The 25,963-nt window shown below is 67.3% G+C and carries 24 protein-coding genes and 1 riboswitch; of the genes, 11 read left to right on the plus strand and 13 right to left on the minus strand.

All coding sequences use genetic code 11. The annotated features are described in order from the left end of the window. Window positions 1–67 precede the first annotated feature (67 nt). Window positions 68–580, plus strand: coding sequence for an inorganic diphosphatase (locus J6U32_RS25780; RefSeq protein WP_208792753.1), 513 nt, complete (start codon window positions 68–70; stop codon window positions 578–580). Between the two features lie 77 nt (window positions 581–657). Here the strand turns inward: J6U32_RS25780 and J6U32_RS25785 are convergent, their stop codons facing one another. Both J6U32_RS25785 and J6U32_RS25790 read right to left on the minus strand, forming a co-directional pair. Beyond that, a complete protein-coding gene (locus tag J6U32_RS25785; RefSeq protein ID WP_208792754.1) occupies window positions 658–2,370 on the minus strand; it encodes an MDR family MFS transporter in 1,713 nt (570 codons plus the stop codon). Beyond that, a complete protein-coding gene (locus tag J6U32_RS25790; RefSeq protein WP_208792755.1) occupies window positions 2,367–2,897 on the minus strand; it encodes a MarR family winged helix-turn-helix transcriptional regulator in 531 nt (176 codons plus the stop codon). Before J6U32_RS25790 ends, J6U32_RS25785 begins: the two co-directional genes overlap by 4 nt. A gap of 186 nt (window positions 2,898–3,083) precedes the next feature. Here J6U32_RS25790 and alc point away from each other — a divergent pair, with 186 nt between their 5' ends. Beyond that, the gene (gene alc / locus J6U32_RS25795; protein WP_006371917.1) at window positions 3,084–4,067 is read left to right on the plus strand and encodes an allantoicase; all 984 of its coding nucleotides are present in this window, start codon (window positions 3,084–3,086) and stop codon (window positions 4,065–4,067) included. A 21-nt stretch (window positions 4,068–4,088) separates the two neighbouring features. Here the strand turns inward: alc and J6U32_RS25800 are convergent, their stop codons facing one another. Then, window positions 4,089–4,520 (minus strand): hypothetical protein, encoded by a 432-nt coding sequence (locus J6U32_RS25800; RefSeq protein WP_208792757.1) that lies wholly within the window; start codon window positions 4,518–4,520, stop codon window positions 4,089–4,091. Continuing rightward, window positions 4,517–5,821 carry an aminotransferase class V-fold PLP-dependent enzyme gene (locus J6U32_RS25805; protein WP_208792758.1) on the minus strand — a complete coding sequence of 435 codons (1,305 nt, stop codon included), beginning with the start codon at window positions 5,819–5,821 and terminating at the stop codon, window positions 4,517–4,519. The genes J6U32_RS25800 and J6U32_RS25805 overlap by 4 nt, the downstream gene beginning before the upstream one ends. Window positions 5,822–5,838: 17 nt before the next feature. After that, a riboswitch (SAM riboswitch) is annotated at window positions 5,839–5,952 on the minus strand. Window positions 5,953–6,042: 90 nt separating this feature from the next. Here J6U32_RS25805 and J6U32_RS25810 point away from each other — a divergent pair. Both J6U32_RS25810 and J6U32_RS25815 read left to right on the plus strand, forming a co-directional pair. Next, the gene (locus J6U32_RS25810) at window positions 6,043–7,140 is read left to right on the plus strand and encodes an isochorismate synthase (protein ID WP_208792759.1); all 1,098 of its coding nucleotides are present in this window, start codon (window positions 6,043–6,045) and stop codon (window positions 7,138–7,140) included. A 565-nt stretch (window positions 7,141–7,705) separates the two neighbouring features. Then, window positions 7,706–8,995, plus strand: coding sequence for an HNH endonuclease (locus J6U32_RS25815; protein ID WP_208792760.1), 1,290 nt, complete (start codon window positions 7,706–7,708; stop codon window positions 8,993–8,995). 445 nt (window positions 8,996–9,440) lie between these two features. On the opposite strand, the gene J6U32_RS25820 is transcribed toward J6U32_RS25815, so the two are convergent. The 4 genes from J6U32_RS25820 to J6U32_RS25835 are packed head-to-tail and all read right to left on the minus strand — an operon-like array spanning window position 9,441 to window position 12,393. Beyond that, window positions 9,441–10,271 (minus strand): hypothetical protein, encoded by an 831-nt coding sequence (locus tag J6U32_RS25820; RefSeq protein ID WP_244332374.1) that lies wholly within the window; start codon window positions 10,269–10,271, stop codon window positions 9,441–9,443. A 21-nt stretch (window positions 10,272–10,292) separates the two neighbouring features. Then, the gene (locus J6U32_RS25825) at window positions 10,293–11,492 is read right to left on the minus strand and encodes an O-succinylhomoserine sulfhydrylase (protein WP_208792762.1); all 1,200 of its coding nucleotides are present in this window, start codon (window positions 11,490–11,492) and stop codon (window positions 10,293–10,295) included. Continuing rightward, window positions 11,489–11,902: a rhodanese-like domain-containing protein gene (locus J6U32_RS25830; RefSeq protein WP_208792763.1), complete on the minus strand. Its 414-nt coding sequence runs from the start codon at window positions 11,900–11,902 to the stop codon at window positions 11,489–11,491. Before J6U32_RS25830 ends, J6U32_RS25825 begins: the two co-directional genes overlap by 4 nt. Further along, on the minus strand, window positions 11,899–12,393 hold the full coding sequence (locus J6U32_RS25835; protein WP_208792764.1) for an Rv0361 family membrane protein: 495 nt from the start codon (window positions 12,391–12,393) through the stop codon (window positions 11,899–11,901). Before J6U32_RS25835 ends, J6U32_RS25830 begins: the two co-directional genes overlap by 4 nt. A gap of 120 nt (window positions 12,394–12,513) precedes the next feature. Here J6U32_RS25835 and J6U32_RS25840 point away from each other — a divergent pair, with 120 nt between their 5' ends. Both J6U32_RS25840 and J6U32_RS25845 read left to right on the plus strand, forming a co-directional pair. After that, window positions 12,514–13,569 (plus strand): ABC transporter substrate-binding protein, encoded by a 1,056-nt coding sequence (locus tag J6U32_RS25840; protein WP_208792765.1) that lies wholly within the window; start codon window positions 12,514–12,516, stop codon window positions 13,567–13,569. A gap of 157 nt (window positions 13,570–13,726) precedes the next feature. Next, on the plus strand, window positions 13,727–15,118 hold the full coding sequence (locus J6U32_RS25845; RefSeq protein WP_208792766.1) for an FAD-dependent oxidoreductase: 1,392 nt from the start codon (window positions 13,727–13,729) through the stop codon (window positions 15,116–15,118). Window positions 15,119–15,327: 209 nt separating this feature from the next. On the opposite strand, the gene J6U32_RS25850 is transcribed toward J6U32_RS25845, so the two are convergent. Further along, entirely contained in the window at window positions 15,328–15,828 is a 501-nt protein-coding gene (locus J6U32_RS25850) for a hypothetical protein (protein WP_079930862.1), read from the minus strand. A 206-nt stretch (window positions 15,829–16,034) separates the two neighbouring features. Here J6U32_RS25850 and J6U32_RS25855 point away from each other — a divergent pair, with 206 nt between their 5' ends. Genes J6U32_RS25855 through J6U32_RS25865 form a run of 3 tightly spaced genes read left to right on the plus strand, consistent with a single transcriptional unit; the run spans window position 16,035 to window position 18,999 of the window. Further along, window positions 16,035–17,069, plus strand: a complete 1,035-nt coding sequence (locus J6U32_RS25855; protein WP_208792767.1) for a FecCD family ABC transporter permease — start codon at window positions 16,035–16,037, stop codon at window positions 17,067–17,069. After that, a complete protein-coding gene (locus J6U32_RS25860) occupies window positions 17,066–18,175 on the plus strand; it encodes a FecCD family ABC transporter permease (RefSeq protein WP_208792768.1) in 1,110 nt (369 codons plus the stop codon). Before J6U32_RS25855 ends, J6U32_RS25860 begins: the two co-directional genes overlap by 4 nt. After that, entirely contained in the window at window positions 18,172–18,999 is an 828-nt protein-coding gene (locus J6U32_RS25865; RefSeq protein ID WP_208792769.1) for an ABC transporter ATP-binding protein, read from the plus strand. Before J6U32_RS25860 ends, J6U32_RS25865 begins: the two co-directional genes overlap by 4 nt. 33 nt (window positions 19,000–19,032) lie before the next feature. On the opposite strand, the gene J6U32_RS25870 is transcribed toward J6U32_RS25865, so the two are convergent. The 3 genes from J6U32_RS25870 to J6U32_RS25880 all read right to left on the minus strand — a co-directional run bounded on the left by J6U32_RS25870 (window position 19,033) and on the right by J6U32_RS25880 (window position 21,836). Then, on the minus strand, window positions 19,033–19,512 hold the full coding sequence (locus J6U32_RS25870) for a DUF456 domain-containing protein (protein ID WP_208792770.1): 480 nt from the start codon (window positions 19,510–19,512) through the stop codon (window positions 19,033–19,035). A gap of 12 nt (window positions 19,513–19,524) precedes the next feature. Next, window positions 19,525–21,387: a formate-dependent phosphoribosylglycinamide formyltransferase gene (purT, locus tag J6U32_RS25875; RefSeq protein ID WP_244332376.1), complete on the minus strand. Its 1,863-nt coding sequence runs from the start codon at window positions 21,385–21,387 to the stop codon at window positions 19,525–19,527. 107 nt (window positions 21,388–21,494) lie between these two features. After that, complete coding sequence (locus J6U32_RS25880; RefSeq protein ID WP_208792771.1) at window positions 21,495–21,836, minus strand: UBP-type zinc finger domain-containing protein; 342 nt, start codon at window positions 21,834–21,836, stop codon at window positions 21,495–21,497. A 34-nt stretch (window positions 21,837–21,870) separates the two neighbouring features. On the opposite strand from J6U32_RS25880, the gene J6U32_RS25885 reads away from it, so the two are divergent. Beyond that, on the plus strand, window positions 21,871–23,466 hold the full coding sequence (locus tag J6U32_RS25885; protein ID WP_208792772.1) for a Na+/H+ antiporter: 1,596 nt from the start codon (window positions 21,871–21,873) through the stop codon (window positions 23,464–23,466). A gap of 162 nt (window positions 23,467–23,628) precedes the next feature. Next, entirely contained in the window at window positions 23,629–24,309 is a 681-nt protein-coding gene (locus tag J6U32_RS25890; RefSeq protein ID WP_244332378.1) for a hypothetical protein, read from the plus strand. Between the two features lie 55 nt (window positions 24,310–24,364). Here J6U32_RS25890 and J6U32_RS25895 read toward each other — a convergent pair whose 3' ends face one another. Then, window positions 24,365–25,936, minus strand: coding sequence for an adenylate/guanylate cyclase domain-containing protein (locus J6U32_RS25895; RefSeq protein WP_208792773.1), 1,572 nt, complete (start codon window positions 25,934–25,936; stop codon window positions 24,365–24,367). Between the last annotated feature and the right edge of the window lie 27 nt (window positions 25,937–25,963).

Below are 25,963 nucleotides of genomic sequence, written 5' to 3' on the forward strand. Positions count from 1 at the left end.
CATCAGGCGTTTCGGGCAGCGGCGGCCGCGCTCACCCCAACGACAGTGCCACGATCAAGGAGGACGCGTGGAATTCGATGTGACCATCGAGATCCCCAAGGGAAGCCGCAACAAGTACGAGGTGGACCACGAGACGGGCAAGATCTATCTCGACCGCTACCTCTACACCGCGTTCGGCTACCCCGCCGATTACGGCTACATCGACAACACCCTCGGCGAGGACGGCGACCCGCTCGACGCCCTGGTCCTGCTGCCGGAGTCGGTGTACCCCGGGGTGATCGTGCGTGCCCGGATCGTCGGCATGTACACCATGACCGACGAGGCCGGCGGCGACGACAAGCTGCTGTGCGTCCCGGCCAAGGACGTGCGCTGGGATCACATCCAGGACGTCGGTGACGTCCCCGAGTACGAGCTCAAGGCCATCGCGCACTTCTTCGAGCACTACAAGGACCTCGAGCCCGGCAAGCACGTGAACCCGGGTGGCTGGGTCGGTACGGCCGAGGCGGAGAAGGTGGCCCAGGAGGCCATCGAACGTCTCGCGAAGCAGCCGCACGAGGCCAACGAGCCCTCACGCGGCTGACCGCGGTCAGGCGAATACGAGAAACGGCGCCCGTCCCCCGATCGCGGGGGCGGGCGCCGTTTTCGTGATGCCGGTATCTACAGCCCCGGGCCGGTGGATTCCGGGTCGCCGAGCGGCTTGCCCTTGCGCAGCGGCAATTCCTTCCATGTGAGGGTGCCGATGATCGCGAGCAGCGAGATGATCGAAACCGTCAGGAACACCCGGTCCATCGAGTTGGCGAAGCCCTGCTTGATCGGCTGGGCCAGTTCGGTGGGGAGCTTGCTGATCACCGAGGTATCCGACATCACGCTCTCCGATGCCGAGCCGCCACCGCCACCGGGATTCTGCGACGCGCTGATGAGGCCCTTGGCGAATCCGCTGACCTGCGGGTCCGGACTCGACGCGGCGGTCATCACCGCGGTGCGGTACTGCGGTGCCGCCGCCGCGGCAACCATCTCGTCCTTGATGTTGGGGCCCATCAGGCTGAACAGCATGGAGAAGAACACGGCCACACCGAGCGTCGCACCGATCTGCCGGAAGAAGGTCGCGGTACCCGTCGACAGTCCCATGTCCTTGGGCGGCAGGATGTTCTGCATGGCCAGGGTGATGGGCTGCATGAGGTTGCCGAGTCCGAAGCCGAGGAAGAACGCGTAGATCATCACCAGCCACACCGGTGTCGACAGTCCGACGGTGTGCAACAGGAACATCATCACCGTGATCAGGATCGAGCCCACGATGGTGAAGATCTTGTACCGCCCGGTCCGCGAGATCAGCTGACCCGAGAGCACCGACCCGGTCATCAGCCCGAGCACCATCGGCAGCATCTGCAGGCCGGCGACCATCGGGCTCGACCCGCGCAGCACCTGGAAGTACTGCGGCAGCATCGAGATGCCGCCGAACATCACCGCACCGACGATCATCGAGACGACGATGCCCTGCGCGAAGACGCGATTCTTGAAGACGCGCAACGGGATCAACGCGTCTTCACCCATCAGGTGCTCGATGAGCACGAACACCGCGAGCCCCACGGCGCCGACGATGTAACACAGCCAGGACCAGCCCGACAGCCATCCCCACTCGCGACCCTGTTCGGCGACGATCAGCAGCGGCGCGACGGTCACCGCGAGCGCGGTGGCACCCCAGTAGTCGGTGCGGCCGCCGATGCCCTTGTTCTGGTCGTAATTGAGCACCTTGTAGACCACGATGAGGGCCAGGATGCCGATCGGCACATTGACCAGGAACACCCAGCGCCAGCCGGAGACCCAGAGGATCGAGGACTGGCCGGCGAACAGTCCGCCGAGCACCGGTCCCAGCACGCTGGAGGTGCCGAATACGGCCAGGAAGTAGCCCTGGTACTTGGCGCGTTCGCGGGGCGGGACGATGTCACCGATGGTGGTCAGCGCCAAGGTGAACAGGCCGCCGGCACCGATGCCCTGGAAGGCGCGGAACGCGGCGAGCTCGTACATCGAGGTCGCCATGCTGCAGGCCAGCGAACCGATCACGAAGATCGAGATGGCCAGCAGGAAGAACGGCTTACGTCCGTAGAGATCGGAGAGCTTGCCGTAGAGCGGTGTGACGATGGTCGAGGTCACCAGGTAGGCGGTGGTGACCCACGCCTGCATGTCGTAGCCCTGCAGATCGTCAGCGATCGTGCGGATCGCGGTCGAGACGATCGTCTGGTCGAGTGCCGCGAGGAACATGCCGAGCATCAGACCGGCCAGAACTGTCAGGATCTGCCGGTGCGAGAGTCCCGCTCCGGCGTGCTCCTCCGGGGGGCTCACCGCCGAGGCGGTGACGTTGTCGTTGGTCATGGGGTCCTCGAGGTCGTAGGGGCTGGGGGGATACGTGGGGATTCGGACGACGGTGCCGTCTCGGATGGCCGACGTTCGCACGCCGGCGGCACCAGGGTCTCGGTGGCATCAACGAAGCGGGTGAGAAGCGTCACCAACGTCGCCAGCTCGTCGGACGACCACTCGCTCATGGTGGAGTTCACCGCCGTGCGGCGCCCCGACCGCATCGACTCGACGCGTTCACGTCCGGCGTCGGTGACGACGAGCAGCGTCGCGCGTCCGTCGTGCGGGTCGGCTTCGCGCCGGATCAGCCCGAGATCGACGAGCTGACTGACGTGTCTGCTGACCGTCGACGGATCGGCGCCGAGTTCCGCGGCCAGCTCTCGTGAGCGCATCGGGCGTTTGACCAGATGGAACAGGCCTTTGAAGGCCGCCGTCTCGAACTCACCGTCGGGCGTGCGGAAGGTCGTGTGGACCGCGCGGTCGCGGATACGGATGTAGCGCGCGAGTGCGTCGAAGAGCTGATCGATGTCGCGATCGTCGAGCATGCCGATTCCCCGATCGGTGAGGATGTCCGATTTCCTTGCCGCGTACAACTAGTTGCTGAGTGCATGTAGTTGACGGCCGCAAGTATGCGCTCGAGTTCGTCGTCATGGCAAATCCCATTAGGATCGACGGTCGTGACCCCTGTACCCCCACCGACGTCATCGGGTAGCCGTCCACACTTCACTTCCATGCCTGACCTGGCCTTACGGGACCTGGGCGGCGCCGTCGTGTGGACCAACGACGACCTCTTCGCCGAGGCGCAGAACCTGATCAAGACCCCCCCGGCGCAGTATCAGCCCGCGACGTTCGGCCACAAGGGACAGATCTACGACGGCTGGGAGACGCGACGGCGTCGAGAAGCGGGAGTCGATCAGGCGATCGTGCGGCTCGGCGCGCCGGGTGTCATCTACGGCGTCGTCGTCGACACGGCGTGGTTCAAGGGCAACTATCCGCCGTTCATCTCCGTCGAGGCCGCCGCCAAGGAGGGCGTCGTCTCCGTCGACGAACTGCTGACCGACACCGAGTGGGTCACCATCGTCGAGAAGAGCCCCGTCGACGGCGACACCCGCAACCCGTTCCGGGTCGACGCGAAGGATCGCTTCACCCACGTGCGTCTGACGATGCATCCCGACGGCGGTGTGGCCCGATTCCGGGTCCATGGGCGCGGCGTACCCAACCCGCACTTCTTCCGTTACGGCCATTTCGACCTGGCCGCGTTGGAGAACGGTGGCCTGATCACGGCCTGCTCCAACATGTTCTACAGCTCGCCCAACAACCTGCTCATGCCCGGCCGTGCACGGCACATGGGCGAGGGCTGGGAGACCTCGCGTCGGCGCGACGACGGCAACGACTGGGTGCAGGTACGCCTGGCCGGACAGGGCCGGGTGAGCCTCGTCGAACTCGACACCAGCTACTTCCTGGGCAACGCGCCCGGCGCGGCAATGGTCCGCGGCCGCGACGGCGAGGACGGCGAGTGGTTCGAGGTGTTGGGCCGCACCGACTTACAGCCCGACACCCGGCACCGGTTCGTCATCGACCTCGACCGGCCGATGACCGAGGCGCGCATCGACGTCTACCCCGACGGCGGGATGGCCCGACTCAAGCTGTACGGCCTGCTGACCGACGAGGCGCAGACCGAACTCGTTGAGCAGTGGGAGCGCGGCGAGGCCTGAGCACGACTGGTCGCCGGGATGTCAGGCCGCGCGTCGCTCCGCGAACGACGGCAACACCAGCTCGCGCACGCGGTGACTCGTCGCCGAACCGTCGAGTGGCACCAGGATCACCGCGTCGGCGACCTCGGCCGCGTAGATGTCGCGGATGAGGGTCACCAGACCGCTCGGCGTACCCACATAGCGGACGGTGCCGCCGTTGATCTCGTCCGGAATGTGTGCGACCGCCGCCCGCGCCGACGCGGCGCTGGGCGCGATCGCCACCTCCACCTCGAGTGCGACGGAGAAGTTCGCGGTGTCGCGGGTACCGGCCCGCAGCAGCGAGCGGGCCCGCTGGGCGTCACGCAGCGTGGGTCGACGGACGACGATGGCCGACGGCTCGGCGGGAACGTCGTCGGCGAGCGCGACGCGCAGCGACGGCCGTCCGATGCTGATGCGATCGAGTTCGATGGTCATGCCGGGTTCCCTCCGGGTGAGGTCGAGATGAGTTGTGCCAGAGCGTCGATCAAGCGGTCGATGTCGGCGGCCCCGGTGCCGAGGCCGAAGCTCGCGCGCACGGCGCCGTCGGGGTGGCCGAGGCGAGTGAGGATCGGGTGGGCGCAGAACTTTCCGTCGCGCACGCCGATGCCGTGTTCGTCGCTGAGATATTCGGCGACGGCGCGCGGTGCAATGCCGTCGACGCCGAACCCGGCGATCCCGACGCGATCGGTGATGTCGTCGAAGATGCGGAGTGCCTCGACGCCGTCGATCCGCGCGAGACCGTCATCGAGACGGCAACGCAATTCGTGTTCGTGCAGGCCGATCGCCTCGAAGCCGATCTCGGTGATCGCCTCGCAGGCCGCGGCGATGGCGATGGCGCCCAACACATTCGGAGACCCTGCTTCATGCCGCGCGGCACCGGTGTGCCAGGCAGTGGCCGCGCAGTTCTCGTCGGGCCCGTCGACGACGCTCACCTGCGCCGAGGCGCCACCGCCGGCGAGATACGGGTCGGCGGCGTCGAGCCAGTCCGTTCGTCCGATGAGCACTCCCGCCCCGAACGGCGCGTAGACCTTGTGACCGGAGAACACCAGGTAGTCGATACCGTGGCTGACCATCGACACCGGCCGGTGGGCGACGAGTTGGGCTGCGTCGACGAGGATGCGCGCGCCGTGTCGGTGCGCGATGGCGGCGAGGCGACCGATCGGCAGGACCTCGCCGGTGACGTTGGAGGCCGCGGTCACCGCGAGCAATGCCGCGGGAGCCGCGGCCAGTTCGCATTCGAGCGCGACGAGGGTGTCCTCGATACCCGGACGCGCGGTCACGATGCGGGCCGTCCCGGAGTCGCGCGAGACCCACGGCAGGAGGTTGGCGTGGTGCTCGATGTCGAAGACCACAACGTCGCCGGGGGTGCAGTGGGCCGCCAGATTGATCGCGTCGGTGGTGTTGCGGGTGAACACGACGGTGTCGTCGGCACGCCCACGCACGAAGCGCCGCACCGTCTCCCGGCACTGCTCGTAGCGACGGGTGGTGACCTGGGACAGATGGCCGGCACCGCGGTGGACACTCGCGTACTGGTGCAGCGACGCGGCGACGGCGTCGGCGACCGCGGTCAGGGCGGGGGCGCTCGCCGCATAGTCGAGATTGGCGTAGGCCACCTCGTTCCCGTCGGCGAGCGGCACCGGCTGTCCTGCGCCGACGACCTCGGCCAGCGGCTCGCAGGACGACGGATCTGCGCACACGGTGGCGGCGACCGATGCGGGGGTGGCGACAGCAGTCATCGAAAAATCTCCTCGGGAATCCACGCTTGCCGTGTCCGGGTGGTACACGGCCAGGTCGTCACCCGGAGCACCCCACCGCGGAGGAGGGTTGCCGACCAGCGAGCCGGGGCTTGTCACTGGCACTCATGACCTGCACCAAGGGTGACCTATCACGTCCGAGGGTGTCAATTTTCACTCAGCGTGGGCGAAATCCCGGCGCCGTCCGGCGCTAGGTTGGTCGGGTGAGCGGCGAACCTGTGGGAGATGAGGGAACGGGGCCTGCCCCGTTCGTGTTGTCGCGTCCGCACGGAGCGGTTCGGGCCGAGGGCGTTGCGCGACGGTTCACCGCGGTCTCCGACGCCGCCGAGGCACTGCGATCCGGTGCGGTGGCGTCGGTGGTCGGCGCACTCCCGTTCGACCCCGCCGATCCGGCCGCGCTGTTCGCACCCGAGCGATTGCATCGGGAACAGGCGCTCGGTGGGCGCGCCCCCCTCCGTCATTCACTGACCCACTTCGTCGAGATCCCCAACGCCGCCACACATCGGGAGCGGGTGCGCCGGGCGGTGGCCGCCATCGATGCCGGCGACCTCGACAAGGTGGTGCTCGCGAGAACCGTTGGTGCGGTGCTTGATTCACCGGTCGAGATCGGCGAGCTCCTCGAGGCGCTGGCGCACGGCAATTCCGAACGCAATGCGTTCGTGGTCGACACCGGCCACTCGTGGCTGCTCGGCGCGAGCCCGGAGTTGTTGCTGCACAAGAGCGGCCGCGAGGTCACCTGTCATCCGTATGCCGGTTCGGCTCCTCGCTCGTCGGACCCGGAAGCCGATCGCGAAGCCCGGGAGAAACTCGCCGCGTCGGACAAGGATCATCGCGAGCACGCGTTTGTCGTCGAGCATCTGCGTGAACGGTTGGCGCCGATCAGCGACGAACTCTCTGTCGCGACCCGACCTCAGTTGCTTTCCACCGGCGAGATGTGGCATCTGGCCACACCGATTCGCGCCCGGCTCACCGATCCGGATGTCGGCGCGCTCGACCTGGCCCTCGCCCTGAGCCCCACCCCCGCGGTGTGCGGAACACCGACCGACGCTGCGGCACAGTTCATCCGGGATCACGAGGAACCCCGTGGACTCTACGCCGGCGCCGTCGGCTGGGCCGACGCACACGGCGACGGCGAGTGGATGGTCACCATCCGTTGCCTCGAACTCGACGCCGACCGACAAACCTTTCGCACGTGGGCCGGCGGCGGCATCGTCGCCGACTCCGATCCCGAAGCCGAACTCGCCGAGACCACCGACAAACTGCTGACGGTATTGCGGGCGTTGGGAATCGACAACCGCTGATCAGCAGGCCTCCTCCCCCGGCGGTCGAGGCTTGCTCGAGTAACCTTCCCCATCGGTGGCCCAGGCGCACCCCCGTACCTGGACATACCCGCCCCATCGACGATCCAGGCCCCCGCACTCGAGCAGCCCTCCCCATCGACGGTTCCATGCGCACCACCCCCGTACCCGAGCAACCCCTCCCCATCGATGATCCAGGCGCACAACCCCGTACTCGAGCATCCCCTCCCCATCGACGGTCCATACGCACCACCCCCGTACCCGAGCATCCCCTCCCCATCGATGATCCATACGCACAACCCCCCGTACCCGAGTCATCCCCTCCCCATCGATGGTCGAGGTGCACGGCGCCCCAGGCGCCGGGCCTCGAGACCCGGCGAGATGACAGGTATCGCAACCACATCCATCGACTACAGCAAAAACCGCGCCCCTACCACACCCCGCCGACAGAAAAGCATCGCCGAAACACGTTGTCCACAAGCAGAATTGACCAAAATACCCCTTGCATCGAACACCCTGGCGAGGTACACTGGACCCATCACACCGATCAGCCACCGAGGAGGGGCCCATGATCGAATCCACTACAGTCCTTGACGCGCAAACCGTTGACGCCGAAGCAATCTTCGCCACCATCGTCACCCAACTCAGCGACCTGCAATGGAATCCCGACATGACCGGACCCCAAGCCTTCGGCGCCATGAAACAAGTCCTACTGTTGCGCAATCTGGTCGATCACCACGCCACGTCGCTCACCGGCGAACTGGATCGGTTAGAGGTGGCCGACCACAAAACCACCCGACTTCGAGAATTGTTGATCAGCATGGGCTTCGCGCCCTCGGTCGCAGGTCGATATGTGCGGATCTCGGCCACCACCGATGTGGAACTCTTGCTCGCGCATGCCGCTGACGGCTCCATCTCGTCGGAGCACACCGACGCCATCGTCCGCGGGCTGGGCCACATCGACACCCGCTCCCCCGAACCTTTGGACACCGTCCAACGGTGTGAATACCTGCGGAAACTGCTGTCGCACTGCTTCGCCGGATTCACCCCCGCCGAGATCAACCTCTACGCGCGGCAACTCGGAAACGAATTGGCGGCCGACACACCGGGCGGGTTACCTGCCGCCGAGGACAAGAACATCAACTCCTACACCGACCGCATCACCGACGACGGCCGGCTGGAGATCTCAGCGAACCTCGACATCATCGCCGGCGAGAAAACCCGCACCCTGATGGAAACCCTGTCGGCGCCCAAGCCTCAACCTGATGGGTCCCCCGATCCGCGCACGCCTGAGCAGATCTGCGCCGCCGCGTTCGAAACGATCGTGGAGTTGGCGGCACAAGGACTAGCGGACACCACCTTCTCGGCGAAACCGACCAACGGGTTGTTGTGGACGTGGTCGGCGGACAACCCCGGGCTCGGCGGGGACCTGCAGAACATGGGTCCGATCACCGAAGCCACCGCAAAAATGCTGTCGTGTGACACCACGATCACCAAGATCATTCTCAATTCCGACGGTGTACCCCTCGACGTCGGACTCAAAGAGCGCTTGTTCACCCCTGGCCAACGCAAAGCGTTGGTGGTGCGGGATCGTGGTTGTATCAAATGCGGTGCCCACGCCGGACGCTGCCAGGGACACCACGTGCGGCACTGGGCCGATGGTGGTCCCACCGACCTGGACAACGGATGCCTCCTGTGCACCAGCTGTCATGACGATGTCCACCACCACGGCTGGGACATCATCATGGGCTTCGACCGACACCCCTGGCTGATCCCACCCGCCAGCATCGACCCGCAACGACGACCAGTGCCGTCGTATCACCGACGCACTATGCGACTCGACGACGCCGCAGCCTGACCTACCCTGCCCCACTACCTGATTTCCCGCACCCGGCATCGCCGGGACCGCATCTGTTGTTTGAGAACTCCATAGAGAAATCACCACCCGATGGTCGAGGTGTCGTGCCCGTGGCCCGGAAGCCTTTCGACACAAGGGGTCTCGAGGCTCGTCGCTAGCGCTCCTCGGCACCTCGACCACCGGGATGGGAACGGTCCCCCCGATGGTCGAGGTGCGAGCCGCGTGCGGCGAGCCTCGAGACCACCTGCAGCAGAGCTAGAACCGAACCACCATGGACCAGAAGCCGCTCAGCACAACAGTTCTCGAGGCTCGTCGCTGGCGCTCCTCGACACCTCGACCACCGGATGGGCGCCTTCCCCCGCTGGTCGACATTCGTCGTCAGAGGTGTAATGCTCCGGGCGCCCGTCCACCCGCGCCACGGGGAGCGCGTCGGCGGCTCGGCGAATCAGTGTCGACGGTTTTTCTCGTCGTCGGCCAGCGCTCGACGAAGCTGGTCCGCCATATCCGGTCGGAACCTCGACATCTGCATCGCCGCGATCGCCTGCGCTCCGACTGTCGTCACGCCGAGTTCCGACACCAGTCGCCGGATTGCGTCCTCCTCGGATTCCGCACATTGCATGAGCGAGAGAACATCTGCCGAACGATCGAGCGCTGTCACCCAGGCACGCAACACCTCTGATCGTTCCTGCCTCTCGACCCCAGGATCCGGTCGTGCCCGGCGCCCGCGTGGTGAAGGCGCTTCGACGACCGGTCCATCCCACTCGAAGAGTCCGTCCGGGAGCGAGGCATGCTCGGTGAGCTCGACTTCCGACGATCCCGAACCGCCGGACATCGAAAGCCGCACGATCACCCCGGTCGACCCGTCGATGGAAATCTCACCGTTCTTCCCAGAGCGGTCCCCCAGCACCACCGCCCAGGCGCGACGGTCACCGACATCCAATGCTCGTGGCTCGTCGCGAACGACGACGTCACGACTCATACTGTGCAGCAATGAGTTCTGACCGAGCAGCTGCAACGGGCTGACCCCGCGACCGAGTATCGGCAACCTGATGTCGCCGTCCAGCAGCGTCATGTGGCCATCAATGCGCACCAGCGATCTGTCGCGACCGCTGAGATACACCGGCTCACCATCGATCTCGATACGCCACCGATTGGTCGGAGCGTGCCAGAACCGATAGGACTCGTCGAGTTCGGTTCCGCGATCCGAGCCAAGAGATCTGAGGACACCCGAGACCGTCACCGAGCCGGACGCCGCATTGCGCCCGACCAGTTCCACCCACGACACCCCCACGCCGAGCTACCCCAGCGCCTGATCCAGATCCGTCAGCAGGTCATCGATCCCCTCGAGCCCCACCGAGAGCCGAACGACGGAGTCGCTCAACCCGATTGCGGCGCGCCCATCCGGCCCCATGGCCCGATGTGTGGTGGTCGCCGGATGCGTGATCAGCGACTTGGAGTCACCGAGGTTGTTCGAGATGTCGATGACGCGCAGCGCGTTGAGGACCTCGAAGGCACGCTTCTTGCCGTCGATGCCGTCGCGATCGTTGAGTTCGAAGGTCACCACCGTGCCACCGCCGGACATCTGCGCGGTCGCCAGCTCGTACTGCGGGTGCGAGGTGAGGAACGGGTACTTGGTCCACCGCACGCGCGGGTCGGCGTCCAGGAACTCCGCGATCCGCAGCGCCGAGGCCACCGAGGCGTCGACGCGCAGCTTCAGCGTCTCGAGTCCCTTGAGGAGGGTCCACGCGTTGAACGGCGAGAGCGCAGGTCCGGTGTGGCGCATCAGGGTCTGCACCGGCCCGTCGATGTACTCCTTGGTACCGAGCACAGCGCCGCCCATCACCCGCCCCTGGCCGTCGATGTGCTTGGTGCCGGAGTAGACGATGACATCGGCCCCCAGGTCCAGCCCCTGCTGCAGTAGCGGGGTGGCGAACACGTTGTCCAGCACCACCTTTGCTCCTGCAGCGTGCGCGAGCTCGGAGACCTTCGCAACGTCGACGAGGCTCTGCATCGGATTCGACGGGGTCTCGAAGAACACCGCATCGGCTGGCGTCGACAACGCCTGCTCCCACTGCTCGAGGTCTTCACCGTCGACGAAGTCGGTGTGCACTCCCCACCGGGGCAAGATCTCGTTGGCGACGACGAAGCACGAACCGAACAGACTGCGTGCGGCGACCAATCGGTCGCCGGCCTTCAGCAGCGCACCCAACGACACGAAGACTGCGGCCATCCCGCTGGCGGTGGCGAAACACGCCTCGGCACCCTCGATCAGCCGCAGCCGCTCCTGGAACATCTCGACGGTCGGATTGCCGTACCGCGAGTAGACGAAGCGCTCGTCCTCACCGGTGAACGCACGCTCGGCGGCCTCGGCCGAGTCGTAGACATAACCACTCGTCAGATACAGCGCCTCGGAAGTCTCGAAGAAACCCGACCGATCGAGCCCGCCCCGGACCGAGAGTGTCTCGGCCGAAACCCCCTCCGGCAGACCTCGGCTCACGACTGCCTCCACGGAAGGTCGAGGGCACGCCAACCCTTGGAACCACGGTGATCGAATTCGTCGAGCGGCCCCTCGAAGCCGTCGACGACGTTGTACGCCTTGGCGACACCGTCGGCGGTGGCCGCCTCGGCGGCACCGATCGAGCGATGCCCGGAGCGGCAGAGGAAGATCACCTCGTCGTCGTCGGCGATTCCCGCGTCACGCAACTCGGCGATGAATCCCTCGTTCGGGCTGCCGTGGGGAAAGGTGTTCCACTCGATGAAAAGCGGTTGCTTGCCAAGGATTTCGAGGTCAGGAACGCCGACGAATGACCATTCGGCGCGAGTGCGACAGTCGACGAGTTTGGCCTTGGGGTTCTGCTCGAGCTTCTCCCACGCCTGCGTAGGAGTCAGATCTCCGGCATACGTCATGGCTTGCACACCTTCCAGTTCCCGTCTTCCCGAATCGCGGCAACCTTGGTCGTCTGCGTCTGGTCGGATTTCTTGTCGAAGTGCCAATGTACCGTCGCGGTCGCCCGGTCACCGGACACCGTCACGTCGCTGATCGTCGGAATCACGATCCGCCCGTTGGTCTCCAGTGATTGCCGGTTCTGCGTCGCGAACTCAGGCTGCGTCGGAAACCCTGCCGAGTTCAGGTCGGCACCACAGGTGTGCTCACGAAAAGCCGTGTAGTCGACGTTGTTGCGCGCGGTGTAGAGATCGTTGATCGCGTACTGCACCTTCGCCGAGTCACTCGCTCGGTCCTCCGCCGGACGGAACACGTACGAGAGCGCGATACCGCCGGCCGCGAGAACAACGACCACGAGGGCCACCCAGAACGGCCACGCGTTGCGCCATGACGGGGTGACCGGCTCGTCGGGGACGACATCCGCCTCGGCCCGCTTGGCTGCGCGTTTTGCCATGTCGGCGAGTGTATCGACGCAATCGCGACACGAAGTGGGCGCCCTCGGCCGGCCGTGCCGCCGGTCACACGTGGTTAAGTGAGGCTATCCAAGGATGCAGAATCCGACGAAGGAGACATCATGGTGCCCACCCGACCGGCCCGATTCGCTCGCCGACATCGAGGCCGACGCTCCGGCGTCGCGATCGCCGGGCTGGCACTCAGCGCGGCGGTGGCGCTGGCGGGCTGTAGCGCTCCCGCCGAGGATTCCGCGGCGTCGAGTGCACCTGCGCCCGAGGCCGGAGCGCTGCCGGTCACCATCGAGCACAACTACGGCTCGACCACCATCTCCACTCCGGTGACCCGCGTCGCCGCGATGGGGGTGGGCGACGGCGACACCCTGCTCGCGCTCGGCTTCCAGCCGGTCGCCATGGCCCCGTTCGGTACGCCGGCGAAGGTCCGGACCCCATGGACGGAGAAGCTGCTCGGCTCCAACGAGCCGGTGTCGCTACCCGAGGCCTCACAGCAATTCGGCAACGAGATCGCCAAGGCGCTGTCCACGAATCCCGATCTGATCACCGCCGTCGGCGCCGCGCCCACCAAGGAGCAGTACGACAAGCTCGCCGCCGCGGTCCCTACCATCACCCGGCCCGCGAACTACCCGGATTGGCAGGTGCCGTGGGACGTGCAGGCCACCGAGATCGGGCGGGCCGTCGGCCTCCCACGCAAGGCCACCGAGACGATCAACGCGACCAAGAAGCACGTCGCCGACCTGGCCGCAGCGCATCCGCAGCTCAAGGGCAAAACCGCGGTCGCGGTGACCGCCTCGCCGGACGGCACCATCTCGATCTTCGGGCCCGGCGACGGCCGCGAGCAGATTCTGGAAAGCTACGGGCTGACCTTCCCCGAGGGCTTGAAGTCCGCGGTGACCAGCGGGTTCTACGGTTCGATCTCGGCAGAGAACATCGGCATGCTGAACCAGGCCGACGTCGTCGTCGTCCTCGACTGGCAGGGTGCCAACGACCAACTCCGCAAGAACGCCAACTGGACCGGCCAGCCGTTCGTCACCGGTGGTCGCACCACCTACATCAACCAGGAGGTCGGGACCGCGATGGGCGTGCCGACCGTGCTCTCCATCCCCTGGATCGCCGACCAATCGATCGCACAGATCGCCGACGCGGCGGGCCACGCGAGCTGAGGTCGGCACCGACGCGGGTGCGGGCAGTGTGAGGTCACCCTTACCGCAGATTTTGGGTACGGGCTGCCAGGGCCTACCGTAGAAGGGATAAGCGTCGACGTACCGCCTCGTACCGCGGGCGTCTGATCTCCGTCGAGAACCGAGGTACTGACACTCTATGACCGATCAAGCTCGCCCGCTGCGCGTTGCCATCGTCGGCGCGGGTCCCGCCGGGATCTACGCCGCCGACGCCCTGATGAAGTCCGACACCGCCAAGGACCGCGGCGTGTCCATCGACCTCTACGAGCGCATGCCCGCGCCCTTCGGCCTCATCCGGTACGGCGTCGCACCCGACCATCCCCGCATCAAGGGCATCATCACCGCCCTGCACAAGGTCCTCGACAAGCCGCAGGTCCGCCTGCTCGGCAACATCGACTACGGCACCGACATCACCCTCGACGAGCTCAAGTCGCACTACGACGCGGTGATCTTCTCCACCGGCGCCACCGACGACCGCGCTCTGCAGATCCCCGGCGTCGACCTCGAACGCTCCTACGGCGCAGCACAATTCGTCGCCTGGTACGACGGACACCCCGACTTCCCGCGCGAATGGCCGCTCGAAGAGGAGAAAGTCGCCGTCATCGGCGTCGGCAACGTCGCGCTCGACGTGGCACGCGTACTCGCCAAGACCGGCGACGAACTACTGCCCACCGAGATCCCCGACAACGTCTACCAGGGCCTCAAGAACAACAAGGCCCTCGAGGTCCACGTCTTCGGTCGTCGCGGACCCGCCCAGGCAAAGTTCACCCCCCTCGAACTCAAGGAACTCGACCACTCGCCGAACATCGAGGTCGTCGTGAACCCCGAGGACATCGACTACGACGAGGGCTCCGCCGTCGCGCGCCGCGGATCGAAGATCACCGACCAGGTCGCCACGATCATCGAGAACTACGCGATCCGCGACCCCAAGCAGGGCGCCATCCACAAGCTGTTCCTGCACTTCTTCGAAAGCCCCACCGAGATCCTCGGCGAGGACGGCAAGGTCGTCGGCCTGCGCACCGAGCGCACCCAGCTCGACGGCACCGGCAACGTCAAGCCGACCGGCAAGTTCACCGATTGGGACGTCACCGCGGTCTACCGGGCCGTCGGCTACCTCTCGGACAACCTGCCGCAGATCCCGTTCGACAGCCAGGCCGGCGTCATCCCCAACGAGGCCGGACGCGTCTTCGACGAAGGCGCCCACCTGACCGGGCTCTACACCACCGGGTGGGTCAAACGCGGGCCCGTCGGACTCATCGGACACACCAAGGGCGACGCCAACGAGACCGTCGACTGCATCATCGAGGACATGACCAACGGCGCGCTGCTCGATCCCGCCCACCCCGCCGAGGACGCCGTCATCGAGCTGCTCGAGTCCAAGAGCATCCCGTTCACCACCTGGGACGGCTGGTACCGACTCGACGAGCACGAGCGTTCCCTGGGCGCCGAACAGGGCCGCGAACGCGTCAAGGTCGTCGAGCGTGAGGACATGCTCGCCGCCTCCGAGCCGCACAAGGTTCAGAAGGCCTGACTCCGTCAGGGGTTCAGAAGGCCTGACACTCACTCCAGAGACACACGGCTGACGAAAGTGGGGGAAGAATCTTCTTCCCCCACTTTTTCGTTCGTCCCCAAGCAATTTCCAGGGGACGATCGAAAAGCCTTGGGAAGAAGCCGCACACACAGCGAGGGGCGAGACGGAGATCCGCCTCGCCCCTCGCTGACCGTGAGAGTGGTTGTCGCTCAGCCCTGCTGAATCGTCGGTGCGAGGTTCTGCGGGCCCGGCGAGTTCTGCGGTGCCGGGATCTGACGCACGTTGGCCCAGAAGCCAAAGTTGTTGGCGAGATTCTCCACCTGCGCGCCGATGGTGTAGCCGGAGATCGACGACGGCCAGCAACCGGCCCACTTGGTCTCGACGTAGCGGTAGAACTGGCCGGGCTTGAGCAGACCGGCGGGCTGGCCGGCGATCCGGACCTGCTTGGTGGCCCCGCCGATCTCGGTGACGTTGACGTTGGTCATGTTGGAGCCGCCGACGTTCTTCACGCCCATCCACCGGGTCATCTGCCAGAGCGGTCCGGAATCCCAGTTCGGACCCCACCGCTTGAACTCGCAGCTCACGCCGCCCAGCATGGCCAGATCGCCCGGCCCTGCGGCCTGCGCCTCACCCGCTGCGGCCAAGGTGCCGCCGGCGATACCGGCCGCAACCGCCGTCGCCGCGACGGCTCGCTTCATCGTCTTCTTCATGTCGACTCCTTCTTCGTCGAGCGGGCCCCGAAACCGAGAACGACCCCGAGGCTGCGAACTCCTACGACGCCCCCGCGCCGAAATGCGTACGTCCCCTTGTATCGCACTCTCACAGGTAACCGTTACGTAGGTCTCAGAATCGTTGCCGCACGGCAGCCAGATCGTCATCGAATCCGGCAACCCCGACTGAGGTAAGGTTGCCCTTCGTGCGACGCCTCACCGGACTACTGCTGATCCTCGCGGTGCTCGTGGTCGCCACCATCGGCTCGGTGTTGATCGGCACGAGAGAGATGCCGCTGACCGCCACCTGGGATTCCTTCACCGCAGGCTGCTCGCAGATCTGGCAAGCCCTGATCCACCTGCACATGCCACGGATCGACAAGTCCTCCGACACCGCGGGCATCGTCTGGGACCTGCGCGTACCCCGTACCGTGCTCGGTCTCATCGTGGGCCTGGCGATCGGGGCGGCCGGCGCGATCACCCAGGGCCACACCCGCAACCCCATCGCCGACCCCGGGCTGCTCGGCGTCAACGCCGGGGCCGCCTGCGCGGTCGTCGGCGGCGTCTATCTCTTCGGTATCTCCTCTCCGCTGGCCTACATGGCTTTCGGGCTCGGCGGTGCAATCATCGCCTCGGCCCTCGTCTTCGGGATCGCGGCACTGACCGGGACGGGTCCGATCACCCTCGTGCTCGCAGGCACCGGGCTGTCGGCGATGCTCGTGGCGATCACCTCGGCGATCGTGCTCAGCGATACCCAATCGCTCGACGCGTGGCGTTTCTGGAGCGTCGGTTCGACGGCCGGCCGCAGCATCGACATCTTCTGGGCCGCGTTGCCGTTCATCGGGATCGGTCTGGGGCTGGCGCTGGCGTCGGGGTTCTTCCTCAACATCCTGAGCCTCGGCGACGACATGACCAAGGCGCTGGGCAGCCGCGTGCTGGTGATCCGCGGTGTCGGCATCCTCGGGATCACCCTGCTGATCGGAGCGGCGACCGCTGCCTGCGGACCCATCGTCTTCCTCGGTCTGGTGGTGCCGCACATCGCGCGCGCGATCACCGGCGCCGACTATCGCTGGATCATCCCGTACTCGGCGCTCATCGGCGCCGCACTGCTACTGGTGTGCGACATCATCGGTCGCGTCGTCGCCCGGCCCGGCGAGATCCAGGTCGGCGTCGTGCTGGCCTTCGTCGGGGCGCCGTTCCTGATCGCCATGGTCCGCCGAACGAAGTTGACGAGCGTATGAGTTCCGACACCGCCGCCGCGACGGCCGCCGACGACCGCCCGGGTCGCGACTCGCGCCGCATCGTGCGCGTCGGGCCTACGTCGTGGGTGTGGCGTCCGCGCATGGTGATCGCGGTGACCACCTCACTGCTGATCGCCTTCGTCCTGTTCCTGATGAGCGTCACCATCAGCGACTACCCGGTGACACCGATCGACGTGATGCGCATCCTGCTCGGTGGCGGTACCCGCATCGAGAACGTCGTCATCCTCGACGACGCCGTGCCGCGCGCGTTGGTGTCGGTGCTGGTCGGCTTCGCGCTCGGCATGTCGGGATCGTTGACGCAGTTGATCGCCCAAAACCCGTTGGCGACTCCCGACATGCTCGGCATCACCGCCGGAGCCAGCGTCGCAGCCGTCTCGGCGATCGCCTTCGGAACCGGGTGGGGCGCCGGACTCGCCCAGCTCGGCGTGCCCGCGTCGGCCCTCATCGGCGGACTGGCCACCGCCGTGGTGATGTATCTGCTCGCCTGGCCCGGACGGAAAGCCAACCACGCCATCAATCCGCTGCGCCTGGTGCTCATCGGCGTCGGCATCACCTGGGTGCTGCAGGCCGCCACCTCCTATCTGCTCACCCGCGCCGAGATCCGCGATGTCGGCCGTGCCCAGACGTGGCTGGTGGGGTCGGTGGCCAACACCTCGTGGTCAAGTGTGTGGCCGGTCGCGATCGCGGTTGTGCTGGCCGTCGTCGCCGTCGGGGTGCTCGCCCGGCAGATCGACGCGATGAGCCTCGGCACCGATCTGGCGCGCTCGCTGGGCGTGCGGACGATGGCCGTCTCGAGCGCGATCCTGCTGATCGCGGTGATCGTTGCGGCCCTGGCGGTCTCGGCCGCCGGGCCGATCGCCTTCGTCGCACTGCTCGCCCCGCAGATCGCCATGCGCCTGACCGGCAGTGCCATCCCCACCCCGGTCGCTTCCGGGGCGATCGGTGCGATTCTCGTGGTCGGCGGTGACATCCTGTGCCGCACGGTACTGCCGTCGGGTCTGCCGGTGGGCATCGTCACCGCGGCTCTCGGCGGCCCCTTCCTGATCTATCTCATGGTCTCGATCTCCCGAAAGGCCACCGTATGAGCCGACTTTCCGCACGCGACCTCGTCGTCGGCTACGACGACCGCATCGTCATCGACGGTCTTGACGTCGACATCCCCGACGCGGCGATCACCACGATTATCGGCCCCAACGGCTGCGGCAAATCGACGCTGCTGCGGTGTCTGGCGCGGCTGCTGCCGGCCCGCTCGGGCGTCGTACGCCTCGACGGCACCGACATCACCCGGATCAAGCCGAAGACCGTCGCCCGCACCTTGGGCATCCTGCCGCAGAATCCCGTTGCGCCCGAAGGACTCACCGTCGAGGATCTGGTCAGCCGGGGCCGCCACCCCTACCAGAAGTGGTATCAGCAGGCCTCCGCCGAGGACGAGGCCGCCGTCGCACTGGCCCTGGAACTGACCTCGACGACCGACCTCGCCGATCGGACCCTCGACGCTCTCTCCGGCGGTCAGCGCCAACGGGTCTGGATCGCGCTCGCACTGGCACAGGGCACCGACCTGCTGCTGCTCGACGAGCCGACCACCTACCTCGACCTCGCGCATTCCCTCGAGGTCCTCGACCTCGTGCACTCCCTCAAGACCGAGCACGGCAAGACCGTCGTCATGGTGCTACACGACCTGAATCTCGCTGTGCGCTACAGTGATTCGCTGTTCGTCATGAATGACGGCCAACTGGTCCGGCATGGTGCACCCGACGAGGTGATCACCGCCGAACTCCTCGACGACGCCTTCGGCCTGCGCGCACAGGTGGTCGCCGACCCGGTCTTCGGTGGCCCGATGATCGTGCCGATCGGCGCGCACAGTGCGCGTGGGATGGGCAGTGCGCGCGGGGTACTCACCGAGCCGTAGGCCGTTCGGTCACAGGGCGGCTGCCCTGTGCTCTCACAGGGCGATCGCCCCGGCCAGCCAGGTCCCCGACGCGAGCAACGCGCCGAACAACTCGATTCCGATCGTCACCGCCGCCGCCTTGGTCGCCGCCACCGTACCGCGCCACGCCGCGCCGGCCGTGCGGGTTCGCACGAGCTCGGAAACCAGTGCACCGGCAATGAATCCGAGGAACAACCCAACGACGGGCACCACGAAGAAGCCGACGATTCCCACCACCCCGCCGACCACGATGGTGCGGTTGGGGATCTCATGCCGACGCAGAACACGGCCGGCGACAACATATTTGACGATCTCACCGACACCGATCAGCACCACGGCGAGCGCGAACACCGCCCAGGCCCAGCCGCCGACGATGATCGCCCACACCAGGATCGACACCGCGACCAGCAGGGTGCCGGGCAGCACCGGGACGACGATCCCCAACAGCCCCACGGCAATACAGACACCGACGATCACCTCGCCGTACAGGGGCATGAATCGGCCGCCCTACTCGACCTTGGCCGGGGAATCCGACCCGGCCGCCTCCGGACGCGGAGCTCCCGGCCCGGCCGGGGGGCGCTGTCCCGGGCCCGGCGCTCCCGCTGGTCCGGGCCCACGCGATCCCGGTGGCGGACCACCCTGAGGCCCACCCGGACGCGGGCCACCCGGTGGTGGTGCGACCGGTGGCGGTCCCATCGGCGGACGGCCCGGAGGGCGCCCCGGCCCGCCGGGAGGCATCTGACCCGGCTGCGGGCGCGGCGGCATACCCGGCGGCGGTCCACCCTGCGGCCCACCTGGCGGCGGTCCCACCGGTCCTCGCGGCGGAGGTCCGGCCGGGCGCGCAGGAGCAGGCGGCGGTACCGGCGCGGGCGCACCGCGACGCGCCTCACGCCCGGGCACCGGCGAGACGATCGAGGCGGCCTGCACCGCGCGTTCGCGGGCCGTCGTGACGTCGTCGGCGGTCGCGGTGACCACCCCGACGCGTCGTCGATGGAAGCTCTCGGGTTTGCCGAACAGCCGAATGTCGGTCTCCGGCACGGCGAGTGCGCGTGCGACATTCTCGAAGCCGATCGCCTTCTCGTCGAGCTGGCCGTAGATGACCGCCGACGCCCCCGGCGAGGCCAGCGTCACGTCGACCGGCAGCCCGAGGATGGCGCGTGCGTGCATCTCGAACTCACTGAGGCGCTGGGTGGCCAGGGTGACCAGACCGGTGTCGTGCGGGCGCGGACTGACCTCGGAGAAGTAGACGTCGTCGCCCTTGACGAACAGTTCGACACCGAAAATGCCTCGGCCACCGATCTTTCCGTCGCCGAGCGCGGTGGCGATCCGCGCGGCGATCGAGGTGGCGGCACCCAGTGCATCGGTGGTCATCTCGTGCGGCTGCCAGCTCTCCACGTAGTCGCCGTTGACCTGCTTGTGCCCGATCGGCGCGCAGAAGTGGGAGGTCAGTCGTCCGGTTGCCGGATCGATGGCACGCACCGTGAGCAAGGTGATCTCGAAGTCGAAATCGACCCAGCCCTCGATGATCACGCGTTCACCGGCGACGCGCCCACCCGTGGTCGCGCGCTGCCAGGCGGACTCGATGTCGGCGGCGCTCTTGAGGACGGTCTGCCCCTTGCCCGACGACGACATGACCGGCTTCACCACACACGGGTAGCCGATCTGCCCGACCGCCACGGTCATCTCCTCGAGTGACCCGGCGAACAGATACGGCGACGTCGGCAACCCGAGGTCCTCGTCGGCCAGCCGGCGGATGCCCTCACGGTTCATCGTCGCGATCACCGCCGACGCGGTCGGGATGACCTCGGCCAGCCCCTTCTTCTCGACCGTGCCGAGCGCCTCGGTCGCGATGGCCTCGATCTCGGGCACCACATAATGCGGCCGATACTTCTCCACCAGGGCGAGTACCGCGTCGCCGTCGGTCATGTCGATGACCTCGGCGTGATGGGCCACCTGGTGTCCGGGAGCGTTCTCGTAGCGATCCACGGCGACAACCTCGACGCCGAGTCGCTGAAAGGCGATCACGAGTTCCTTGCCGAGTTCACCGGCACCGAGCACCATCACCCGGGTCGAGGTCGGCGACAACGGCGTCCCGAGGATGTCGGGCGGGCCGACCGGTGTGGACGCAGGCCGACGAACCGGCTGCACCTGCGTGGGCGCCTGGGCGACCGCGTCCGGCTTCTGCAGGGCGACGGCGGGCTCACCCGCAGGCGCGTCCCCCGGCACCGGCACCGCGACCACCGGCGCCTGCGTGGACGACGACTGCGCAGCCGACGACGGCGCGGACGACGATCGCGACTCCTGCGGGGACGGCGCGCCGGGACGCGAGGGCTCCTCAGAGGCGGCGCTGCTCTCGGTGTTCGAGGTCATTCCGTGGATTCTACGTGGCACCCGATCGGTGGGTCATCCACACCGCGCACGGGTGGCACCACTCGATACACGGCTGTGACCTGCGCCGACACCCACCAACTCGCGGTTCAGCCGACCACCTGATGGATGTAGCACCACCGCCAGAGTTCACCGGGTTCCGCCGAACGCATGACAGGATGCCCAGACGAGTGGAAGTGCGCGGTCGCGTGCCGGCGCGGCGAGGAGTCACAACACGCCACATGCCCGCACTCCAGGCACTTGCGCAGATGCGACCAGTGGTTCTCCCCGATGGCCATGCAGTCCTCGCACTCGTCGGTGTGACCGGCGGCCGCGGCCGGATCGGTGGCGGGGTCGAGACCGATCTCGGCGAGTTCGGGACACCGACCCGCCGGGGTCGGCGGCTGCGCCCGGGTCTCGGTGGTGCGGGAACGACGTCCTAACAGTGCCATGTGCCCATTATCGTCGCCCGGTAGGTTCAGGCGGGTGAGTGCATCACTCCTGCTGGTGGCCGCGGTATCGCTCGCGATCGCCGCCCTGTGCCGCCACTTCGGTTTGTCGGCCCCTCTGGTGTTGGTGGCGGTCGGTCTCGGGATCTGTTGGATCCCCGGTCTCCCCGACGTCGGACTCGACCCCGAGTTCGTGCTGTTCGTCATCCTGCCGCCGCTGCTGTATTCGGCCGCGCAGGACAGCTCGTATCAGGAGATCCGGGCCAACCGACGTGCCATCGGCCTGCTCGCGGTGGGGTTGCCGCTGTTCTCGACGATCCTGGTGGGACTCGTCGCATGGGCTCGCATCCCCCACGTCCCGCTTGCCGCCGCGCTGGTTCTGGGTGCGGTCGTCGCTCCGCCGGACGCGGTCTCCGCGCAGGCCATCGGACGCCGCGTCGGATTGCCCCGTCGCATCATGACGTTGCTGGGCGGGGAGAGCCTGCTCAACGATGCGACCGCCCTCACCGCCCTTCGGGTCGCCCTGGCCGCGGCCATCGGCGCCACCACGACGGTGGTCAACGGCGTCTCGATGTTCCTGCTCGCCGCAGTCGGCGGCGTCGCGGTGGGTCTGGCGATCGGTTACCTGACCGCCCGCGTCCGCGACTGGCTGACCGACCCGACGATGGAAACGGCGATCGGGATCATGGTCCCTTTCGGCACCTACTTCATCGCCGAGGAGTTGCATTCCTCCGGGGTGATCGCTGTGGTCACCGCCGGGCTGTTCCTCGGACAACGCTCCGTCCGACTCGGTTACGCCACCCGTATGCAGGACGACGCCGTGCGCCGATCGATCGACGCCATCCTCGAGGCGTTCGTCTTCCTGCTCATCGGTGTGCAACTGCCCGAACTGATCCGCGGGCTCTCCGGTCAGTCGTGGACGCAGATCACCATCGATGCGGTCATCGTCCTCGCGGTCGTCATCGCGGTCCGCTTCCTCTGGGTGTTCCCGGCCACCTACCTGCCGCGGGTGTTCTCCCGCAAGGTGCGCGACGCCGAACCGGCGCCCGCGCCGAGCGCGGTGTTCGTCGTCGGATGGGCCGGGATGCGGGGTGTGGTCTCGCTCGCCGCGGCGTTCTCGATCCCGCTGTACACCGATTCCGGTGAGCCGTTCCCGGCGCGCGCGGAGATCCTGTTCCTGACCTTCGTGGTGGTGGTCGGCACCCTGCTGATCCAGGGCACCACCCTGCCGTGGGTGATCCGGCGCCTCGGGGTGACCGGCGACGATCCGACCGAGGAGTTGCTCGCCTACGCCGGCGCGCAGGACCGCGCGACCCGTGAGGCCGAGAATCTGCTCGACCGGATCGAGGCCGAGATGGCACCCGACGACGTCCGTCGCCATCAGATCGGATTCTTACGCAAATGGGTCACGACACAACGCAATACGGCCTGGGAGGACCTGGGCCGAGGGCCCGAGGCGATCGGTGAGAGCCCGAACGCCGCAGGCAATCGCATCCGACTGAAGCTGGTGCGGGTGCAGCGCAAGGTGTTCATCGAGGAGCGCGACGCCGGCCGGATCGACGACGAGGTGTTGCGCAAGGCATTGCGCCGACTCGACTTCGCCGAGGGTCTGACCGACCGCGACGACACCTGATCCCTCGGGCGCCGATACGACCGGTTGGCCCGCTTGGTCGGAATCATCGCGATAATCCCAAGTGGGACAACTGGTTCAAACGGGGCGCCTGTGACTGAAGTTGTGCCGAACCGTGATGGGACCACAACCGAATCACCGGCCGAACGGCAGTAGGTTGCCGATATGAGACGCCGGATGGCCGCGGGGGCGGCAGTACTCACCTGTGCGAGCGCAGCCTGGTTGGGCCTCGCGGCGCCGGCCCACGCCTGGACCACCGGCACCGCCCATGCCGGATCCGGGACGATGAGCGGCACCACGGTCACGCTCTTCGGCGTCAACAACTCACCGCTGGCCGGCGGCCAGGGGCAGTGCAGCGCCTTCGTGTATCCGATCTCGGCCCTCGGAGCACTCGAACAAGCCGCCCAGGTCGGCACGCAACGGGCAGCGGCACGCGTGCAAAACCAAGGGCCGCAGGTCGATTCACTCAACAACCAGTACGACCAGGACATGTCGGGGGTGGGCACCCCGCTGGCCGTCGCCGACACGGTCGCCGTCGGCTCTGCCCCCACCACCCTGCTCACCTACCAGGGCAACGCCGCCCAGTACGCCGGATACGTCGTGTGCAGCTCCACCGCCGGGCAGTCCAGCGACGAGGACTACACGGCCTTCCCTGTCTCCGCCTCGGCGCCCGCCGCTCCCTCTCCCACCGCGCCCGGGCCGTCGGCCCCGTCCGCACCGGGCCACACCGACACCGACGGCGTGCTGAACTCGGCGAGCAGCTGGATGAAGTGGTTGTGGGCGTGCACCCAATCGAGCGCCCCGACCTGCGGAAACGCTCCAGCGCTGCCGGGCTTGACGCACTGAGCACACGGGCGCACCTGTGCATTCGGGCGCGCCGGCAGCTCCGGATCGCGGGCGGTCAGGACGCGTCGGACACCGGTTCGCCCGCCCCGGCCGCCTCGTAGACAACGGTCTGCTCGGTGCGGCCGCGGAGCGTGGCATGTTCGGCCTCGCGCCACTTCTCGCGCTCGGCCGGCCGCGCCGCCTCCACGGCACGCCCGGATGCCAACGGGTGTCGCGGATTTCGTTTGGCGAGTTCGGACAGGCGCGCACTCTCGTTGACCGGGTCGCCGATCACGGTGTATTCGAAACGCTGGATCGCACCGACGTTGCCCGCCACGACCGGCCCATGGCTGACGCCGATGCCCGCCGACAATTCCGGCACCTCCTCGCCGAGTCGCGTGGCGATCGTTCGGGCTGCCGCCAGGGCCGCACCGGCACAGTCCGACAACGCGATCGGCGCACCGAAGATCGCGAGCACCGCGTCGCCCTCGAATTTGTTGACCAGCCCCTTGTTCTCCTCGACGGCGGCGACGATCACCCCGAAGAAACGATTCAGGATCTCCACCACCTCGACGGGTGAACGTTCGGCGGCCAGCGTCGTCGAACCGATCACGTCAACGAAGACCGCGGCCACGACCTTCTCGGTGCCCCCGAGTTCCGGGTCGGAGGCCAGAGCGGCCTCGGCGACCTCGCGTCCGACGTGCCGACCGAACAAGTCGCGCATGTGTTCTCGTTCGCGCAGCCCGCCGACCATCAGGTTGAAACCGGCCTGCAGATCACCGAGTTCGGTGCCGTCGTAGACCACCACCTCGACGTCGTCGAGTTCCCCGGCCTCCACCCGGTGCAGCGCGGTACGCACGCTGCGGATGGGGCCGATGATGCTCAGTGACGACAACAGCGTCAGGATCAGCCCGGTGGCCAGCGCCGTCACCGCCAGCACCGCGACACCGACGAACATGTCGACCTTGGACGTCTCGGGCCGGAATGCTCCGAACAACACGACCAGCAGGATGCCGGTCACCGGGATCGCCGAGCCGACGAGCCACGACACGATCGCCCGACTGCGCACGCCGCTGCGTTTGCGTCTGCGGTATCCGGCGCTGATGAGTTCGGCGGCCACCGGCCGCAGCGAGAACTCGATCAGCAGATAGGAGATCGCGACGACCACCACCCCGCTGAGACCGACGACGAAGATCGTCTTCGGGATCAGTTCGGGATGCGGGATGCCGTAACAGAGGGTGAAGAAGATGACCGCACCGATCCACAGGATTGCCTGGATGCTCACCAGGCGCCACGGGGCCCGACGGGCACGCCGCGCATCGCGTTCGGTCGGCGGCCGATCCCGGATCGCCCAACGCAGATCGCGGACGACAACGATCGTGCCCCAACCGATTCCGATCACGAACGCCCCGGCGACGTAGAGCGGCAACGCGAGGAAGTTGACCCACCAGAGATCGGGCTGGAACACCGACGGCTCCGGAATCCCCACCGACGACAACGCGATGGCGATGATCGCGCCCACCAGGTTCGCGACGACGATCGACGCGGTCAGCAGCGTCTGGATACGTAGCCGCTGTTTGAACCCGCTCTCACTGGCCGACCCGAGCAGGATCGAGCCGTAGTCGCGCCTCCCCCGCTTCGGTGCCATGGGGTTACCCTGCCATACCCGAGTCCG

The organism is Gordonia polyisoprenivorans, assembly GCF_017654315.1.
GTDB classification, from domain to species: Bacteria; Actinomycetota; Actinomycetes; order Mycobacteriales; family Mycobacteriaceae; genus Gordonia; species Gordonia polyisoprenivorans_A.

Excerpts from the sequence above, each read along its gene's own strand:
- J6U32_RS25785 (WP_208792754.1), bottom strand. The coding sequence starts at position 2,370 with ATGACCAACGACAACGTCACCGCCTCGGCGGTGAGCCCCCCGGAGGAG.
- J6U32_RS25790 (WP_208792755.1), bottom strand. The coding sequence starts at position 2,897 with ATGCTCGACGATCGCGACATCGATCAGCTCTTCGACGCACTCGCGCGC.
- alc (WP_006371917.1), top strand. The coding sequence starts at position 3,084 with ATGCCTGACCTGGCCTTACGGGACCTGGGCGGCGCCGTCGTGTGGACC.
- J6U32_RS25800 (WP_208792757.1), bottom strand. The coding sequence starts at position 4,520 with ATGACCATCGAACTCGATCGCATCAGCATCGGACGGCCGTCGCTGCGC.
- J6U32_RS25805 (WP_208792758.1), bottom strand. The coding sequence starts at position 5,821 with ATGACTGCTGTCGCCACCCCCGCATCGGTCGCCGCCACCGTGTGCGCA.
- J6U32_RS25815 (WP_208792760.1), top strand. The coding sequence starts at position 7,706 with ATGATCGAATCCACTACAGTCCTTGACGCGCAAACCGTTGACGCCGAA.
- J6U32_RS25830 (WP_208792763.1), bottom strand. The coding sequence starts at position 11,902 with ATGACGTATGCCGGAGATCTGACTCCTACGCAGGCGTGGGAGAAGCTC.
- J6U32_RS25835 (WP_208792764.1), bottom strand. The coding sequence starts at position 12,393 with ATGGCAAAACGCGCAGCCAAGCGGGCCGAGGCGGATGTCGTCCCCGAC.
- J6U32_RS25840 (WP_208792765.1), top strand. The coding sequence starts at position 12,514 with ATGGTGCCCACCCGACCGGCCCGATTCGCTCGCCGACATCGAGGCCGA.
- J6U32_RS25845 (WP_208792766.1), top strand. The coding sequence starts at position 13,727 with ATGACCGATCAAGCTCGCCCGCTGCGCGTTGCCATCGTCGGCGCGGGT.
- J6U32_RS25850 (WP_079930862.1), bottom strand. The coding sequence starts at position 15,828 with ATGAAGAAGACGATGAAGCGAGCCGTCGCGGCGACGGCGGTTGCGGCC.
- J6U32_RS25860 (WP_208792768.1), top strand. The coding sequence starts at position 17,066 with ATGAGTTCCGACACCGCCGCCGCGACGGCCGCCGACGACCGCCCGGGT.
- J6U32_RS25865 (WP_208792769.1), top strand. The coding sequence starts at position 18,172 with ATGAGCCGACTTTCCGCACGCGACCTCGTCGTCGGCTACGACGACCGC.
- J6U32_RS25870 (WP_208792770.1), bottom strand. The coding sequence starts at position 19,512 with ATGCCCCTGTACGGCGAGGTGATCGTCGGTGTCTGTATTGCCGTGGGG.
- purT (WP_244332376.1), bottom strand. The coding sequence starts at position 21,387 with ATGACCTCGAACACCGAGAGCAGCGCCGCCTCTGAGGAGCCCTCGCGT.
- J6U32_RS25880 (WP_208792771.1), bottom strand. The coding sequence starts at position 21,836 with ATGGCACTGTTAGGACGTCGTTCCCGCACCACCGAGACCCGGGCGCAG.
- J6U32_RS25890 (WP_244332378.1), top strand. The coding sequence starts at position 23,629 with ATGAGACGCCGGATGGCCGCGGGGGCGGCAGTACTCACCTGTGCGAGC.
- J6U32_RS25895 (WP_208792773.1), bottom strand. The coding sequence starts at position 25,936 with ATGGCACCGAAGCGGGGGAGGCGCGACTACGGCTCGATCCTGCTCGGG.